16 protein-coding genes and 1 riboswitch are annotated in these 15,215 nt (G+C 67.0%); of the genes, 7 read left to right on the forward strand and 9 right to left on the reverse strand.

Features of this window, described 5'->3' with window-relative positions:
- Positions 1-5: 5 nt before the first annotated feature.
- Entirely contained in the window at positions 6-509 is a 504-nt protein-coding gene (locus SPI01S_RS05905) for an acyltransferase (RefSeq protein ID WP_281179429.1), read from the reverse strand.
- Between the two features lie 89 nt (positions 510-598).
- Here SPI01S_RS05905 and SPI01S_RS05910 point away from each other — a divergent pair, with 89 nt between their 5' ends.
- Positions 599-1,507, forward strand: coding sequence for a DMT family transporter (locus SPI01S_RS05910; RefSeq protein WP_066719635.1), 909 nt, complete (start codon positions 599-601; stop codon positions 1,505-1,507).
- On the opposite strand, the gene SPI01S_RS05915 is transcribed toward SPI01S_RS05910, so the two are convergent.
- The 8 genes from SPI01S_RS05915 to SPI01S_RS05950 all read right to left on the reverse strand — a co-directional run bounded on the left by SPI01S_RS05915 (position 1,482) and on the right by SPI01S_RS05950 (position 11,117).
- Positions 1,482-2,111, reverse strand: a complete 630-nt coding sequence (locus SPI01S_RS05915; protein ID WP_066719637.1) for a DUF938 domain-containing protein — start codon at positions 2,109-2,111, stop codon at positions 1,482-1,484. The genes SPI01S_RS05910 and SPI01S_RS05915 overlap by 26 nt on opposite strands.
- Positions 2,108-2,611 (reverse strand): CcdC protein domain-containing protein, encoded by a 504-nt coding sequence (locus tag SPI01S_RS05920; RefSeq protein WP_066719639.1) that lies wholly within the window; start codon positions 2,609-2,611, stop codon positions 2,108-2,110. The genes SPI01S_RS05915 and SPI01S_RS05920 overlap by 4 nt, the downstream gene beginning before the upstream one ends.
- A 122-nt stretch (positions 2,612-2,733) precedes the next feature.
- Positions 2,734-5,073 carry a S9 family peptidase gene (locus SPI01S_RS05925; protein WP_084253286.1) on the reverse strand — a complete coding sequence of 780 codons (2,340 nt, stop codon included), beginning with the start codon at positions 5,071-5,073 and terminating at the stop codon, positions 2,734-2,736.
- A 260-nt stretch (positions 5,074-5,333) separates the two neighbouring features.
- Positions 5,334-6,905, reverse strand: coding sequence for an aminomethyl-transferring glycine dehydrogenase subunit GcvPB (gene gcvPB / locus SPI01S_RS05930; RefSeq protein ID WP_066719649.1), 1,572 nt, complete (start codon positions 6,903-6,905; stop codon positions 5,334-5,336).
- Positions 6,902-8,260 (reverse strand): aminomethyl-transferring glycine dehydrogenase subunit GcvPA, encoded by a 1,359-nt coding sequence (gene gcvPA, locus SPI01S_RS05935; RefSeq protein WP_066719748.1) that lies wholly within the window; start codon positions 8,258-8,260, stop codon positions 6,902-6,904. The genes gcvPB and gcvPA overlap by 4 nt, the downstream gene beginning before the upstream one ends.
- Before the next feature lie 265 nt (positions 8,261-8,525).
- Positions 8,526-8,897: a glycine cleavage system protein GcvH gene (gene gcvH, locus SPI01S_RS05940; protein ID WP_066719651.1), complete on the reverse strand. Its 372-nt coding sequence runs from the start codon at positions 8,895-8,897 to the stop codon at positions 8,526-8,528.
- A gap of 1 nt (position 8,898) precedes the next feature.
- On the reverse strand, positions 8,899-10,062 hold the full coding sequence (gene gcvT / locus SPI01S_RS05945) for a glycine cleavage system aminomethyltransferase GcvT (protein WP_066719653.1): 1,164 nt from the start codon (positions 10,060-10,062) through the stop codon (positions 8,899-8,901).
- A gap of 167 nt (positions 10,063-10,229) precedes the next feature.
- Positions 10,230-10,320: riboswitch (glycine riboswitch) on the reverse strand.
- A 158-nt stretch (positions 10,321-10,478) separates the two neighbouring features.
- A complete protein-coding gene (locus SPI01S_RS05950; protein ID WP_084253287.1) occupies positions 10,479-11,117 on the reverse strand; it encodes a hypothetical protein in 639 nt (212 codons plus the stop codon).
- Positions 11,118-11,238: 121 nt separating this feature from the next.
- Here SPI01S_RS05950 and ispH point away from each other — a divergent pair, with 121 nt between their 5' ends.
- The 6 genes from ispH to SPI01S_RS22150 all read left to right on the forward strand — a co-directional run bounded on the left by ispH (position 11,239) and on the right by SPI01S_RS22150 (position 15,210).
- Positions 11,239-12,192 carry a 4-hydroxy-3-methylbut-2-enyl diphosphate reductase gene (ispH, locus tag SPI01S_RS05955; protein WP_066719656.1) on the forward strand — a complete coding sequence of 318 codons (954 nt, stop codon included), beginning with the start codon at positions 11,239-11,241 and terminating at the stop codon, positions 12,190-12,192.
- On the forward strand, positions 12,192-13,148 hold the full coding sequence (gene thrB, locus SPI01S_RS05960) for a homoserine kinase (RefSeq protein ID WP_066719659.1): 957 nt from the start codon (positions 12,192-12,194) through the stop codon (positions 13,146-13,148). Before ispH ends, thrB begins: the two co-directional genes overlap by 1 nt.
- Complete coding sequence (gene rnhA / locus SPI01S_RS05965; protein ID WP_066719662.1) at positions 13,145-13,591, forward strand: ribonuclease HI; 447 nt, start codon at positions 13,145-13,147, stop codon at positions 13,589-13,591. Before thrB ends, rnhA begins: the two co-directional genes overlap by 4 nt.
- 78 nt (positions 13,592-13,669) lie before the next feature.
- The gene (locus SPI01S_RS05970) at positions 13,670-14,044 is read left to right on the forward strand and encodes a hypothetical protein (RefSeq protein WP_157084579.1); all 375 of its coding nucleotides are present in this window, start codon (positions 13,670-13,672) and stop codon (positions 14,042-14,044) included.
- 69 nt (positions 14,045-14,113) lie between these two features.
- Positions 14,114-14,482, forward strand: coding sequence for a hypothetical protein (locus tag SPI01S_RS05975; protein ID WP_066719667.1), 369 nt, complete (start codon positions 14,114-14,116; stop codon positions 14,480-14,482).
- Between the two features lie 305 nt (positions 14,483-14,787).
- Positions 14,788-15,210 (forward strand): hypothetical protein, encoded by a 423-nt coding sequence (locus SPI01S_RS22150; RefSeq protein WP_157084580.1) that lies wholly within the window; start codon positions 14,788-14,790, stop codon positions 15,208-15,210.
- The last annotated feature ends 5 nt before the right edge of the window (positions 15,211-15,215 follow it).

The raw sequence follows: 15,215 nt of genomic DNA on the forward strand, positions 1-15,215 counted from the left end.
AGCGCCTACTTGGCGTGCGCATCGCGCAGATAGGGCTCGCCCGGCTTGCGCAGAATGCCCCACAGGTCGGCGTCGATGCCGGAACGCACGATGACCGCCGGGTTGCCTGCCACGATCGAACCGGGCGGAACGTCCTTCGTCACCACGGAGCCGGCCGCGACAACGGAGCCATCGCCCACGCGCACGCCGGGAAGAATGATGCTGCGCGCGCCGATGAAACAGCACTTGCCGATATAGGTGTGGACCTTGAGATTGCGCGCCATGTCGTGCGACAGGATCGCCGCGCCGAACGCGATATATGTCCACTCGTCGATATGCACGCCGACAGGGTAGGTCTTGTCCAGCTTGGCGCTGGTCGAGATCCGGACATTGGGGTGGATGTCCATCCCCCAGAACCTGGTGTAGTAGCGGATGCGAATGCGGACCAGGAGCCGCTGCAGCCAGAGCAGCTTGTTGAGCGAGCGCATTAGTTTCCTTTTCTCACCTGCGGTTGTGCGGTGCCGCACCACCTATCAAATCCTTCAAATCAAGTCGACGCATCGAAACTTCGATACGTAAGACTTGCTCGGTGCGGAGCCGCGCCCTAACGCTCACTCCCGTGCCCGAAGCCCGTACCGATCGCATCGCCACCGGCCTGGCGCTTCGCCTGTTCGCCATCGCCTGCATGTCTACCATGTCGGCGCTCATCAAGATGTCGGAGCTGCGCGGCGCCTCGCTGATCGAGACGATGTTCCATCGCCAGCTCTGGGCGGTGCCGCTGGTTACCTTGTGGGTAGCGATGGGCCCCGGCCTCAAGTCGCTGAAGACCGAGCGCTTCGGCGCGCATGTCTGGCGCACCGCGGTAGGGCTGACCGGCATGATCTTCACCTTCGGCGCGGTGATCCTGCTGCCGCTGGCCGAGGCGCAGACCTTCCAGTTCACCGTTCCCATCTTCGCCACGCTGCTCGGCGCGGTGATCCTCGGCGAGCCGACGGGCTGGCACCGCTGGGGTGCGGTGATCCTCGGCTTTCTCGGCGTGCTGATCGTCGTGCAGCCGGGGCATGAAGCGATCCCGATCTTCGGGGCGTTCGTCGGGCTGATGGCGGCGCTGTTCGTGGCGATCGTGGCGATCACGCTGCGCCAGATCGGCCGAACCGAAAGCGCCGGCACCACCGTGTTCTGGTTCTCGCTGCTCTCGGTGCCGGTGCTCGGCGCGATCTATGCCTTCCACTATCGCCCGCACGATGCCGAGACCTGGGCGATCCTGATCGCCACGGGCCTTGTCGGCGGTGTCGGCCAGCTCGCGCTGACCGGCGCCATGCGCTTCGCCCCCGTCTCCGCCGTGGTGCCGATGGACTATTCGGGGCTGATCTGGGCGACGCTCTATGGCTGGCTGCTGTTCGACGTGTTCCCGACCTTCTCGACCTGGCTCGGCGCGCCGGTGATCATCGCGAGCGGGCTCTACATCGTCTATCGCGAGCAGAAGCTGGCGCGCGGGCGGGCTAGCTACGCCGAAACGCCACTATGAGGTTGTTGGCGGGCAGCGCCACCCGCCGCTCGAACGCCAACCCCTGCGCTTTCGCCGCCGCGACCACATCGTCCAGCAGCCGCAGGCCCCAGGCCGGATTGCGGGCGAGGAGCGACTGGTCGAATTCCTCGTTCGACGGCGCGGTGGGCACCCCCGCCTCGCGATACGGCCCGTAGAGGATCAGCGGACCGCCCGGCGGCAGCAGCCGCCCCGCCCCCGCCATCAGCCCCAGCGTCGCCGCCCATGGGCTGATATGGACCATGTTGATGCACAGGATCGCATCGGCATGGCCGACCGGCCAGCGCGCCGCCGCGGCATCGAGCGCGACCGGCGGGCGGACGTTGCCCAGCCCCTCGCACCACGAGGCGATCGAGGCGAGCGCATCCGGATCAGGATCGCTCGGGTGCCATTCCAGCTTGGGGAAATGCTCGGCGAAATAGGCGCAATGCTCGCCGCTGCCGCTCGCGACTTCGAGCACCGCGCCGGAGGACGGCAGCAACTCGCCGAGCATCGTCGCGATGGCCGCGCGGTTGCGCAGCGTCGCCGGGGCGTGGCGCCGAGCGCCCTCGGGCGGCGCGAGCCAGCTGCGGTCACGATCGCTCATGCGGCGGCGCGCGCCTGTTCGAGCAGGCGCTTGCCCCGCAGATACATCTCCACCCGCATCGAGCTGAACAGCCCCAGCGCCATCGTGCCGAACGCCTGGGTCAGCAGCAGCACATTGAGGTGCAGCGCCGAACCCTCGGCCTGGCCGACCAGCTTGATCGCGATCAGCACGACGATGAACAACAGTCCGCCGATCGACGCCTTCTGGTTGAGCTGGTGCGTGGCGGGATCGACCGAGAGGTGCATCAGCTTGCCGCGCTGCCACCCCAGCCCCGCGCCAATCGCCAGCGCGGCGGCGCACAGCGTCCAGCCGCCGAGGCTCGGCCGAGCCTGGACGAACAGGCTGGCGACGAGCAGCGCATAAAGGCTGGGCACGATCCACAGCCGCTCCAGGGTGAGCGGCCGCGCCCTCGACATGCGGCGGATGCGGAGCGCGAGGATCAGCCCCACGACGAGCGCGGTGATGCCGTAGCGGATCAGGTGCGGCGTATCGAACTGCATGGCGGAGTCCCCCCGGGTGCGACGCGGTGCAGCATAGGGGGAAGCGCGGCGGCGTCAAAACACCGTTTCCAGGCCTTGTCCCGGACCGCGACGCTTCACGCCTGCCCCTGCGCCCCCCAGTTTCAGTTGCCCGGCCGCTCGATCCGGAATTCCTTCGGCGGCGTCGCGCCCATCAGGTTCTCGACGAAATAGTCCCAGCGGCGCCGCATCATGTAAGTGGATTGGTCGCCATAGCCGTGGTGCGCGCGCGGAAACAGGACGAGGTCGAAATCCTTGTTGGCCTTCTCCAGCGCATCGACCACCAGCAGCGTCGACGACACCGGCACATTGTCGTCGAGCATCCCGTGCGCCAGCAACAGCTTGCCCTTCAGGTTCTTGGCGAGGTCCTGGTTGGCCTGCAGGTCGTAGTTGGTCTTTTTCCCGTCGCTTTCCAGCAACCCGAGATACTTCTCGTAGAAGTCGTCCTCATAGTTGCGGTTGTCGTGATTGCCGCTCTCGGCGATCCCGACCTTGAAGAAATCCGGATAGAGGAACATCGCCGTCGCGGTCGCATTGCCGCCGCCCGAATGCCCCCAGATGCCGACACGATCGGTGTCGATCCACGCATATCGCTTCGCCAGATCCTGGATGCCGCTGGCCTGGTCGGGGACGGCCTGCTTGCCCATGTCGCGATAGTAATAGTCCTGGAAGGTCTTGGAACGACGCGGCGTTCCCAGCGCGTCGATCTCGACGACGGCGAAGCCGAGCGCCGCCAGCGCACCCGCATCCCCGTAGGACGCGGCGAACTGCCGCGAGGGGATCGTCCCCATGAACGGGCCCGGATAGACATAGTCGATCACCGGATATTTGCGCTGCGGATCGAGTCCCCCCGGCTTGAACAACAGGCCGTGGCACAGCGTCCTGCCGTCGCTGCACTGGACGGCGATGCTCTCCGGCGCCTGCCAGCCCGCAGCCTTCAACCGCGTCACGTCGCCCTTCGCCAGTTGCTGGACCACCGATCCGTCTGCGCGGCGCAGCACCGCGGTCTGCGGTTCCTGCGGCGTCGAGTAGATGTCGACAAAGTAGCGCCCGTCGCTGGACGGCACCGCGATATGATCCTGCTTCTCGGGGGTCAGCAGCCTGGGTTTGCCGCCCTTCAGGTCGATGGCATAGATGCTGCGGTAATAGGGATCCGTGCCCGGCTCCCGTCCGACGCCGGCCACCAGCATCTTGCCCGAGCGCTCGTCGATAAAGATCGGGTGGTCGACATTCCATTGCCCCTGGGTCACCTGCCGCACCAGCTTGCCGGTGCTGGCGCTGTACAGATAGTAATGGCCCCAGTCGTCGCGCTGCGACCACCACAGGATCTCGCCGCGCTCGGACAGATAGCGCCAGTTGATCCCTTCGTCATTGTAGCCGCTGTCGAACCAGGTCGGCACGGTCTCGGTGAACACGTCGCGCACCGCGCCGCTGGACGCATCGGCGATGCGCACGGTCTCCACCTTGTGGTCGCGGGAGGTCGACACGAAGGCAAGCGTCTTGGCGTCCTTCGCCCACTGCATGTCCTGCGGGCCCTCGCCGCACACCACGTCGTCGCACAGCGACGAGCGATGCGGCTCCGCCGGCATCTTCAGACGGACGACGCTCGCGGTCTCCACGTCCACGATGACGCGCTGGATCTGGATGATCTCCTTGTCGCCGACGAACGGGTATTTCCACGTGTCCGTCCTGGAGTGGCCGACCTGCGTCGTCGTGGTGGTGAACTCGGCGACCGCGCGCTGATCCTGCTGGAAGGTCGCCAGCTTCCTGGAGTCCGGGGACCAGATCACGATCGCCTGGTCCGAATGCTTCCAGCCCGCATTATCCGTCGCGTAGCCGAAATCCTTTACGCCGTCGGTCGTCAGCTGCCGCTCCGCGCCGGTGGCCATGTCGCGGACCCACAGGTTCCAGTCGCGCACAAAGGCCGCGCGCGTGCCGTCCGGGGAGAGGACCGCGTCGGCCGGGCCCTGCTGCGCCAGATAGCCCGCGAGCTGCCCGGCGCTCGGCGCGGCCGATTGCTTGCACCCATAGGGCTGCGTCGTCGCGCACGCGTAGCGCTTGCCGCCGACGCTGAGGATCGCGCTGTTCCCGGCGAGATCCGGCGCGAAATCCTCGACATACAGCTTGGTGGCGTCCCGCTCCTTCAGCCCGGCCGCATGGAGCGACGCCAGCAGCGACTTGGTCTCGAAGGCGGCCTTCTTCGTGCGCTTGCCCGCGTCTACCAGCATGATCGTCGGCACGCCGTGGTCCGTGTCGACATACCAGAAGCGGCGCGCGTCGATCCAATGCGCCGAGCGCACCGCATGGTCGACCAGCGGCGCCGTCCACGGACCGAGCTGGTGTACGGCGCGGGTATAATCGGCGTCGGTCAGCACCGGCCGTTGTTGCGCGATCGCCGTGCCGGCGGTCAGGGAAGCCAGGAGACAGCAGGCGATCAGGCGCATCGAGAGACTTTCCGAAGGAGAGGAGTCGGCCATCCGCAGGAAGGAGGGTCTACGGCTTGTTCCTCGCCGCTGGCCCCCGCGCGGACCCGGCGCAGCGCACGCGGGCGGATACTGTATGCAGAGCGGGGGCAGCGATCGCAATAGCCCCGGCACGCCGGGCGAACCTCTGCCGTCGATGTGGCGCTAAACGCAAGGCGCCGGCTGGAAGCGGGGGCTTCCAACCGGCGCGTGCGACCCTCTCGGGGGGTATCGGGTCGGTGTTACTCGGCCGCTTCGGCGGGCGCCGCGTCCTTGTACGCCAGCACCGGCTTGCGCGCGGCGAGCGTCTCGTCGAGGCGGCGGCGCGGAGCGAAGTGCGGGGCGGTCTTCAGCGCCGCCTCGCCCTGCTTGGCCTTGGTCGCGACGTTGCGGAATGCGCCAATGAACTGGTCGAGTGCCGCCTTGCTCTCGGTCTCGGTCGGCTCGACCAGCATCGCGCCGTGGACGACGAGCGGGAAATACACCGTCATCGGGTGATAGCCCTCGTCGATCAGCCCCTTGGCGATGTCGATCGTCGAGAAGCCCTCGGGCAGGCCCTTGTCGCTGAAGATCGCCTCATGCATGCACGGGCCGGTCTTGGCGAAGGGCGCGTCGAGCACGTCCTCCATCGAGCGCAGCACATAGTTGGCATTCAGCACCGAATCCTCGGCGACCTGGCGCAGGCCGTCGGCGCCGTGGCTGAGGATATAGGTCAGCGCGCGGCTGAACATGCCCATCTGGCCGTGGAACGCGGTCATGCGGCCGAAGGTGCCGGCATGATGCTCGCCCGCATTCTCTTCCTCGACGATGCGATAGCCCTCGGCCGTCTTCTCGACGAACGGCAGCGGCGCATAGGGCGCCAGCGCCGCCGACAGCACAACGGGGCCCGAACCCGGACCACCGCCGCCATGCGGGGTGGAGAAGGTCTTGTGCAGGTTGATGTGCATCGCGTCGACGCCGAGATCGCCCGGGCGCACCCGGCCGACGATCGCGTTGAAGTTGGCGCCGTCGCAATAGACATAGCCGCCCGCGGCATGGACCGCGTCGGAAATGTCCTTGAGGTCCGGCTCGAACAGCCCGCAGGTGTTCGGGTTGGTGATCATCACGCCGGCAATGTCCGGCCCCAGCCGCGCCTTGAGCGCCGCCACGTCGACCCGGCCTTGCGGAGTCGCGGGGATGTCCTCCACCGCGAAGCCGGCGAAGGCCGCCGTCGCCGGGTTGGTGCCGTGCGCGCTCTCGGGCACCAGCATGATGCGGCGCGCGGTCTCGCCCTTGGCGTCGAGCGCGGCGCGGATCGCCAGCACCCCGCAGAGTTCGCCGTGCGCGCCGGCCTTGGGGCTCATCGCCACCGCCTGCATGCCGGTGAGCGTGATCAGCCAGTGCGCGAGCTGGTCGATCGCCTCCAGCGCGCCCTGCACGGTATCAACCGGCTGGAGCGGGTGGATGTCGGCGAAGCCCGGCAGGCGCGCCATCCGCTCGTTGAGGCGCGGATTGTGCTTCATCGTGCAGCTGCCCAGCGGGAACAGGCCGAGATCGATCGCGTAATTCTGGCGGCTGAGGCGGGTATAGTGGCGCACCGTCTCCGGCTCGGACAGGCCCGGCAGGCCGATGGCCTTGCTGCGCTCCATGCCGGCGAGGCGGGACTTGCCTGCGGGCGCTTCGCCGAAATCGACGCCGGTGGTGTCGGCCGAACCGATCTCGAAGATCAGCGCCTCTTCCAGCATCAGCGCGCGGTTGCCGGTGAAGGTGGCGGCGTCGCTTTCGCCGGCCTGCGGCGTGGTGGGGCGCCAGCCCGACTGGTTGATCGTGCTCATGCCAGCACCTCCTGAAGCGCGGAGGCAAGCGTCTCGACGTCCTCCTCCGTGGTGGTTTCGGTGACCGCGACGACGAGGCCGTTCTGCAACTCCTCGACGCCCGGATAGAGGCGGCCGAGCGACACGCCGGCCAGGATGCCCTTGTCGGCAAGCTGGCGGACGACCGGACGCGCTTCCTTGGACAGCTTCAGCGTGAATTCGTTGAAGAACCGATCGGTGACCAGCTCCACCCCGTCCACTTCGGCCAGGCGATCGGCGGCCGCGCTGGCGCCGACATGGTTGAGCTCGGCGAGCTGGCGCAGGCCCTTCTCGCCCAGCAGCGTCATGTGCACCGACATGGCGAGCGCGCACAGCACCGAGCTGGTGCAGATGTTCGACGTCGCCTTTTCGCGGCGGATATGCTGCTCGCGGGTGGAGAGCGTCAGCACGAAGCCGCGCTTGCCGCTGGCGTCGACGGTCTCGCCACAAAGCCGGCCCGGCATCTGGCGGACCAGCTTTTCCGAGCAGGCGAACAGGCCCACATAAGGCCCGCCGAACTGGAGGCCGACGCCGAGCGACTGGCCCTCGCCGACGACGATGTCCGCGCCCATCTCGCCCGGCGACTTGATCGCGCCCAGCGCCACCGGCTCGGTGACGACGGCGATCAGCAGCGCCTTCTTGGCGTGGCACGCATCGGCCAGCGCCGACATGTCCTCGATGCGGCCGAGAATATCGGGATACTGGACGACGACGCACGAGGTATCGGCGTCAATCGCATTGATCAGGTCGAGCGTGTCGGGCTCGGGGCTCAGCACCGGCACGCCGGTGACGAGCTGGTCGCCGGTGAAGCGCGCCATCGTCTTGGCGACCGAGACATAATGCGGGTGGAGGCCGCCCGAGAGGATCGCCTTGCCGCGCTTGGTGACGCGGCGTGCCATGGTGATCGCTTCCCAGCACGCGGTCGAGCCGTCGTACATCGAGGCGTTGGCGACGTCGCAACCCAGCAGCCGGGCGATCTGGCTCTGGAACTCGAACATCATCTGCAGCGTGCCCTGCGCGATTTCCGGCTGGTAGGGCGTGTAGGCGGTGAGGAACTCGCCGCGCTGGATGAGGTGATCGACCGAGGCCGGCACATGGTGGCGATAGGCCCCTGCCCCCAGGAAGAACGGCGCTTCGCCCGCGGCGATGTTCTTGCGGGCCAGCGCGGTCATGTGGCGTTCGACCGCGAGTTCCGACGCGTGCATCGGCAGGCCGGCGATCGGCCCGCTGAGGCGGGCGCTTTCGGGCACGTCGACGAACAGGTCGTCGATCGACTGGGCGCCGATCGTGCCAAGCATCGCCTGACGGTCGGCCGGGGTAAGGGGCAGGTAGCGCATCATGGTTCCTTCTTCCCGGGCTCCCGTGTTTGGGAGAGGCGGGCAAGGGGCTGAAACTTGCGTCGGGAAGGACGGGCCGAGGCCATTCCTTCCCTGATATTCCCCTGCTTAAGCCCCTGCCCTTCAGGGGAGGGGTTGGGGGTGGGGCCGGCGTCGGCGGGGGCTCGATGCCCCCGGCGGCGCCTTATTCCGTGAGGTCAGGACGCTCGCTTGCGCTCGCGCCCCACCCCAACCCCTCCCCTGAAGGGGAGGGGCTAGGCAAAAATCACAGCTTCTCGACGAATGCCTGGTACTTGGCCTCGTTCATCAGGCCTTCCAGCTCGCTCTCGTCGCTCAGCGTCATCTTGAAGAACCAGCCTTCGCCTTCCGGATCCTCGTTCACCAGTGCGGGGTTCTCGGCGAGATCGGCATTGCCCTCGACGACGGTGCCCGACACCGGCGCATAGACGTCCGAAGCCGCCTTCACGCTCTCGACAACGGCGGCATCGTCGCCCTTGCCCAGTTCCTTGCCCTCGTCGGGCACTTCGACGAACACGATGTCGCCAAGCTGGCTCTGGGCATATTCGGTGATGCCGACCGTCGCGACGTCGCCGTCGACTTCAATCCATTCATGATCTTCGGTAAAATAACGGCTCATGTCACGCTCCCTTTCGGACATAGCGGTGGGGGACGAAGGGCATAGCCACAACCTCCGCGGAATGCTGCTTGCCCCGCTGGACAAGCGTAATCTTGGTGCCGGCCGCTGCAAGCGCCGACGGCACATAGGCCATCGCGATCGGCTTCTGCACCGAAGGCGCGAACCCGCCCGAGGTGACCTTGCCGACTTCGGCGCCCGAGGCATCGAGCACCGCCGCGCCCTCTCGCACCGGCTGGCGTCCCTCGACGATCAGGCCGACGCGCTTCATGGCGCTGCCCTGCTCGCGCTCGGCGAGGATGCGCTCGGCACCGGCGAAGCCGCCTTCCTCGCGGCGGCGCTTCGAGAGCGCGAAGCCGAGATCGGCGGCGACCGGCGTGGTCTCCAGATCGAGGTCATGGCCGTAGAGCGGCAGGCCGGCCTCCAGGCGCAGCGAATCGCGCGCGCCGAGGCCGATCGGCTTCACTTCGGGCTGCGCGGTGAGCGCGTCGGCGAACGCTTCGGCCGCCTCGCCCGGCAGCGAAATCTCGAAGCCGTCCTCGCCGGTATAGCCCGAACGGCTGACCCACAGCGGGTTGCCGTTCCACTCGAACGCGGCGGCGGTCATGAACACCAGCTTTTCGACGCCCGGCAGCACGCGGGCGAGCGCGGTCACCGCCTCCGGCCCCTGCAGCGCCAGCAGCGCCTGGTCTTCCAAATGGTTGATCGTCACTTCGTCGGGCAGAAATTCGCGGAACACGCCCAGATCGTCCCACTTGGTCGCGCCGTTGACGACCATGTAGATCGTGCCGCCATCGATCTCGAAGGCGTTGTCGGCGGGCAGGCGCGTCATCATCAGATCGTCGTGGATGCCGCCTTCTTCGCTGAGCAGCAGCGAATAGCGCATCCGGCCCTCGGCGAGGCCCTTCACGTCGCCCGGCAGCAGCGTCTCGAGCCCGGCGTCGAAATCGACGCCCGAGAACAGCAGCTGGCCCATATGGCTGACGTCGAACAGACCCGCATGCGCGCGCGTCCACAGATGCTCGGCCATGATGCCTTCATACTGGACGGGCATGGCATAGCCGGCGAACGGCACCATCCGGCCGCCGCGGGCGCGGTGCCAGGCGTCGAGCGGCAGCGTCTCGATCGGCGTTTCGGTGGCTGCGGTGTCTTCGGCGATATCGCTCATCGGGGCACTCCGGGCATCAAGGATCAACGATGCGCAAGAGACCCATTGGCCCCCGCAACACCATCGCCCCCTCTGTCACGGAACCTGAGAGCTTTCGCACGGGTGGTGCCCGGCTTACCCCTTCGGTGGAGCCCAGCCTCGAAGGCCGGCTCGCTTTCCAGAGTGTCGTGGCCTGCGCGGTCCTCGGTGCCTGAGAGATTCCGGGGCGGTTGCTCCTTCGGCGATCCGGCGAACCGGATTCTCTCCCGCGCATGCCCATGCCGGTCGCCCGACATCGACGTGCCCGCCTTGGCGGCAGGGCTTGTCGGAGTCAATCGGGATTGCGGGTAAATTAGCCCCAAGGGAAAGACAGAACCCCCGCCCTCAACGCCGTCATCCCGGCGGAAGGCGGGATGACGGCTCTTAGGCAGCCCGTCTTACCGCGTGGCGTTGTACTTCAGCTGGTCGTCGGTCAGCTGGAAGCCGACCAGCGCCTCGAACGTCGCCGACAGCACCGAACGGCGGATCGACGGATCGGACAACGGATCGGTTGCGGCCGACTGCTCGCCCGCCTTGCGCTTCTCGGTCAGGCGCCGGCGGACCTCGTCGGGCAGCGTTGCGGCGGCATGCGATACGCTGCTGGTCGCCTGCCCCACCGCGCTGGCGCGGAGCTGGCCAGCATCGAAGTGCAGCGTGATGTTCGACACCCGCTTCGCCTCTACATTGGTGCCGCCACGCACCACCGTCAGGAAATAGGGCAGCACCACGTCCCGCGCCGGACCGGCATCGCGGCGGCGCGCCAGCACGTCGAACTTGACGTTGGTCACCACCTGCGCGCCGGCATCGTCGCAGGTCGACTGGACGTTGGTGATCGTCGCCACCACGTCGATCGCGCTCGCTTCGCGGCTGGCGGCGGGATCGAACAGCGTCACGTCGCCGGTGCCGGCCGGAATCGCCACCGCCGGGCAGGCGGTGCGCACCGCGCTGATGCCGCCTTCGGTAATTTCGCCGGTGCGGGCGCAGCCGCCGGCGGCGAGCAGGATCAGGGCGGGAACGGTGAACTTAGGCACAGACAAGGGAGGGCAACCTTTCGAACCGAACAGCCGCCCCCCATCTCGCACGAAACGGGGACGGAACGGCGCGCACCATAGGAACCGCCTTCCGCCCGCGCAAGCAATCGCGTAGAGGCTCCACCCGATGGCACACACCGAAAAGCGTCCCCTGGAGCTGCTGATTGCAGCGCCCCGCGGCTTCTGCGCCGGCGTCGACCGCGCGATCCGCATCGTCGAACTCGCGATCGAGAAATACGGCGCGCCGGTCTATGTCCGGCACGAGATCGTCCACAACAAGTTCGTCGTCGAGAATCTGCGCGCCAAGGGCGCCGTGTTCGTCGAGACGCTGGACCATGTGCCGGACGGCGTGCCCGTCGTCTTCTCCGCGCACGGCGTGCCCAAGGCGGTGCCGCACAAGGCCGAGCAACGCGGGCTTTCCTATCTCGACGCCACCTGCCCGCTGGTCTCCAAGGTCCATCGCCAGGCCGAGCGGCTGGTGGCGGCCGGGCGGCACATCCTGTTCGTCGGCCATGCCGGCCACCCCGAAGTGATCGGCACCTTCGGCCAGGTGCCCGAAGGCGCGATGACGCTGGTCGAGACCGAGGCCGATGCCGAATCGGTGACGGTGCCGGCCCCCGAGAACCTGGCCTTCCTCACCCAGACCACCCTTTCGGTGGACGATACCGCGGCGGTGCTCGGCATCCTCAAGCGCCGTTTCCCGACCATCCTTGCGCCCGGCGCGGACGACATCTGCTATGCCACCTCCAACCGCCAGGGCGCGGTGAAGGCGATCGCCGAGCAGGTCGAGCTGGTGCTGGTGATCGGCGCGCCCAATTCGTCCAACTCGCTGCGGCTGGTCGAGGTCGCCAAGCGCGGCGGCGCCCGCGCGGTGCTGATCCAGCGCGCCGCCGAGATCGACTTCGCCTGGTTCGACGGCGTGGAAAAGGTCGGCATCAGCGCCGGCGCGTCGGCCCCCGAAATACTGGTGCGCGAGGTCGTGGAGCGGCTCGGCACCGAGTTCGCGATCAGCGAGCGCGAGGTCGAGACGGTCGAGGAAAGCGTCGTGTTCAAGCTGCCGCGCGGGCTCGAGGCCGCGTAATGGCCGTCTACACGCAGGTTTCGGCCGAGGCGCTGTCCGCGTTCCTCGAGCGGTTCGACGTCGGCGAGCTGGTTTCCGCCAAGGGCATCGCCGAGGGGGTGGAGAACAGCAACTACCTCGTCGACACGACCAAGAGCCGCTTCATCCTCACCCTCTACGAGAAGCGCGTGGATCAGGGCGACCTGCCCTATTTCATGGCGCTGCTCGATCACTGCGCCGATCGCGGGCTGCCGGTGCCCCCGGCGGTGCCCGATCGCGACGGCACGCTGATCCACGAGCTGGAAGGCCGCCCGGCCTGCCTGATCCAGTTCCTGTCGGGCGTCTCGGTGTCGCACCCCACCCCGGCGCAGGCACGCGCCGCCGCCGAGGCGATGGGCCGGATGCACAAGGCGGTGGCGGATTTCCCGCAGGACCGGCCCAATTCGATGGGGATCGACACCTGGCGTCCGCTGTTCGAGCGCTGCGGCACCAGCCTCAACCAGATCGCGCCGGGCCTGTACGACGAACTCGGCCATGCGCTCGACCGCGTCACCGCGCTCTGGCCGCGCGAGGGCTTCGATTCCTGCGCGATCCACGCCGATCTGTTCCCGGACAACGTCCTGATGCTCGGCAACCGGGTGACCGGGCTGATCGACTTCTACTTCGCCTGCACCGACCTCCGGCTCTACGACCTCGCGGTGATGCACACCGCCTGGGCGTTCGACGCGACGGGCGAGCGGTTCGATCCCTATGTCTCCGAGGCGCTGCTCGCGGGCTATGAGACGAGCTACAAGCTCACCGAACAGGAGCGCGCGATCCTGCCGCTGCTGGCGACCGGCGCGTGCATCCGCTTCACTTTGTCGCGCGCCTGGGACTGGCTCAACACGCCGGCCGACGCGCTGGTGACGCGCAAGGATCCGATGGCCTTCTGGCGGCGCGCGCGCGCCTATGAATCGGCACTGGCGGCGCTCGCATGACCACCGAACTCCAGCATGTCGAGATCGCGACCGACGGCGCGTGCAAGGGCAATCCCGGCCCGGGTGGCTGGGGCGCGCTGCTGCGCATGGGCGGCGTCGAGAAGGAACTCTCCGGCGGCGAGGCGCACACCACCAACAACCGCATGGAGCTGATGGCGGCGATCCAGGGCCTCAACGCCCTCAAGCGCCCCTGCCGGGTGACGCTCTCCACCGACAGCCGCTATGTGATGGACGGCCTGACCAAGTGGATCCATGGCTGGATGAAGAATGGCTGGCGCACGGCCGACAAGAAGCCGGTCAAGAACGCCGACCTCTGGCAGGACCTCCTTGCCGCCGCCAAGCCCCACCGGGTCGAATGGAAATGGGTGAAGGGCCATGCCGGGCACCCGGACAACGAGCGGGCGGACAAGCTGGCGAGCGATGCGGCGGTGGCGGCGCGGTGAGGGATGAGGATCGGGCGAACGATACTTGGCGCCCTGCTGCTTGCCCTGTCGCTAGGCGGATGCTCGTATAGCTATGATTTGATCGCCGTCGCTCGAAACGGCGAGGTGGTGTTCGACATTGCTCCCACGTCGCCCGAGCATCCCACTTGCGTACGACAGGTCGAGGTGTACGCGGAGGACGAGAGGGAAGCCACTTGGCGGGAAAGCGTCAGCCATGAGAATGGCTGCGCCAATAAGTTTCCACTGCGGTATGGCGTGGCCCTCCTGGGCGCGCCTCATTCGGAGGTTCCCGAAGTGGCCGCCAAACGCTTGCGCCGCGAAGTGGTCTATGAGGTGACGACCACGACAGGGGCGACCGGATACGGCTTCGTCCGCTTCCTCATCCACGCGAACGGAACGATCGAGAACCTGCCGCGAAGCTCGGCGTCTCAGGACATCGACAACAAGCGCTAGCTTTCGAGCACTGCCAGATGGTGCACGGTTGAGCGCCGGCGGCTTCAGCATCGACAACGGAGGGCAGGCATGTTCGGATGGCTGAGAAGGCGGGCTGTACGGCCCCAACCCGAAGCGCGCTGGATCGTCGCGCTAGACCTCGATCACATCCAAATCACGGACGATAAAGGCAGTGCCCAGTGCATGGCGAAGGCTGACCTGTGCGGCGTCGCCATCGAGACCAATGATTCGGGTCCCTGGGGTGCGGATGTCTGGTGGCTGCTTTTCGGCGCCGATGATCGCGTGGCTTGCCTGGCCCCGCAGGGCACTGCCGGCGAGGACGCCCTGCTCGCCTATCTGTGCGCCCTACCCGGATTCGACCTTGCGGAAATGGCTAAGGCGATGGGATCGACCGACAACGCGGTATTTCCAGTCTGGCGAAAGGAAAACGCCAGCTGATCCAGCTGCTCGGGTCGTCGCGCTTCCGTCATGAAGACAGCGGGTGGCGGCTTGTTTGCGTTACTCAGACCACGCATAGTGCCTCGGTGCTTTCGCGATTTCTCGGTTGGCTTGGCCGTCGATCAACCTCGCTCAACCTGGCGGACGCGCTGGAAGCCGGGTCCTATGTAGCCCCCGCTGACCGAGATCTTTCGCGGCTTTTGCCCGTTATCCTCCCCTTGGAATTGCTCGACACGGCTTGGCCCGGACCGATAGTCCCACTTGAGGGTCTTCCGTTTTGCGTCACTTGGGCGACATGCGGAGACATGAACACTTTCTTCTACGTCTCCCACCCGGAAGCCCAATATTGGGAACAACAGGGCATCGATTGGCGGGCAACAGCACTCACAAACCTCGCCGATGTATCAACAGACCTACCCGCATCCGGCGAGAAACTCGATCAAGCCGGGCACCCCTTCCTGAAAGTGATGTTGCACAAGGACGCGCTGGGCCCATCGCGCCTGCTTCTGCCAAAGCTTTTCGACGAAGCGCTAGGCCCGGGATATAAGGTAGCGATCCCCGAGCGAACCTGTGCAATTGCATTTCGGGAGGATCTCTCAGCCGAACAGGCACGCGATGTCGATGCCATGATCAACGGATGTTTCGAGCACGGCACCGAGCCGATGAGTCCGGCGCGATTCGATGCGTGGCAGTTCTGGACATCGATCGAAACGGCAGCCCGGCGCTAACTGAT

The organism is Sphingomonas pituitosa NBRC 102491, from assembly GCF_001598435.1.
In the GTDB taxonomy this organism is placed as follows: Bacteria; Pseudomonadota; Alphaproteobacteria; order Sphingomonadales; family Sphingomonadaceae; genus Sphingomonas; species Sphingomonas pituitosa.

Coding starts and splice junctions, on each gene's coding strand:
- SPI01S_RS05915 (WP_066719637.1), bottom strand. CDS start 2,111: ATGAGCGATCGTGACCGCAGCTGGCTCGCGCCGCCCGAGGGCGCTCGG.
- SPI01S_RS05920 (WP_066719639.1), bottom strand. CDS start 2,611: ATGCAGTTCGATACGCCGCACCTGATCCGCTACGGCATCACCGCGCTC.
- SPI01S_RS05925 (WP_084253286.1), bottom strand. CDS start 5,073: ATGCGCCTGATCGCCTGCTGTCTCCTGGCTTCCCTGACCGCCGGCACG.
- gcvPB (WP_066719649.1), bottom strand. CDS start 6,905: ATGAGCACGATCAACCAGTCGGGCTGGCGCCCCACCACGCCGCAGGCC.
- gcvPA (WP_066719748.1), bottom strand. CDS start 8,260: ATGCGCTACCTGCCCCTTACCCCGGCCGACCGTCAGGCGATGCTTGGC.
- gcvH (WP_066719651.1), bottom strand. CDS start 8,897: ATGAGCCGTTATTTTACCGAAGATCATGAATGGATTGAAGTCGACGGC.
- gcvT (WP_066719653.1), bottom strand. CDS start 10,062: ATGAGCGATATCGCCGAAGACACCGCAGCCACCGAAACGCCGATCGAG.
- ispH (WP_066719656.1), top strand. CDS start 11,239: ATGGCACACACCGAAAAGCGTCCCCTGGAGCTGCTGATTGCAGCGCCC.
- thrB (WP_066719659.1), top strand. CDS start 12,192: ATGGCCGTCTACACGCAGGTTTCGGCCGAGGCGCTGTCCGCGTTCCTC.
- rnhA (WP_066719662.1), top strand. CDS start 13,145: ATGACCACCGAACTCCAGCATGTCGAGATCGCGACCGACGGCGCGTGC.
- SPI01S_RS05975 (WP_066719667.1), top strand. CDS start 14,114: ATGTTCGGATGGCTGAGAAGGCGGGCTGTACGGCCCCAACCCGAAGCG.
- SPI01S_RS22150 (WP_157084580.1), top strand. CDS start 14,788: ATGAACACTTTCTTCTACGTCTCCCACCCGGAAGCCCAATATTGGGAA.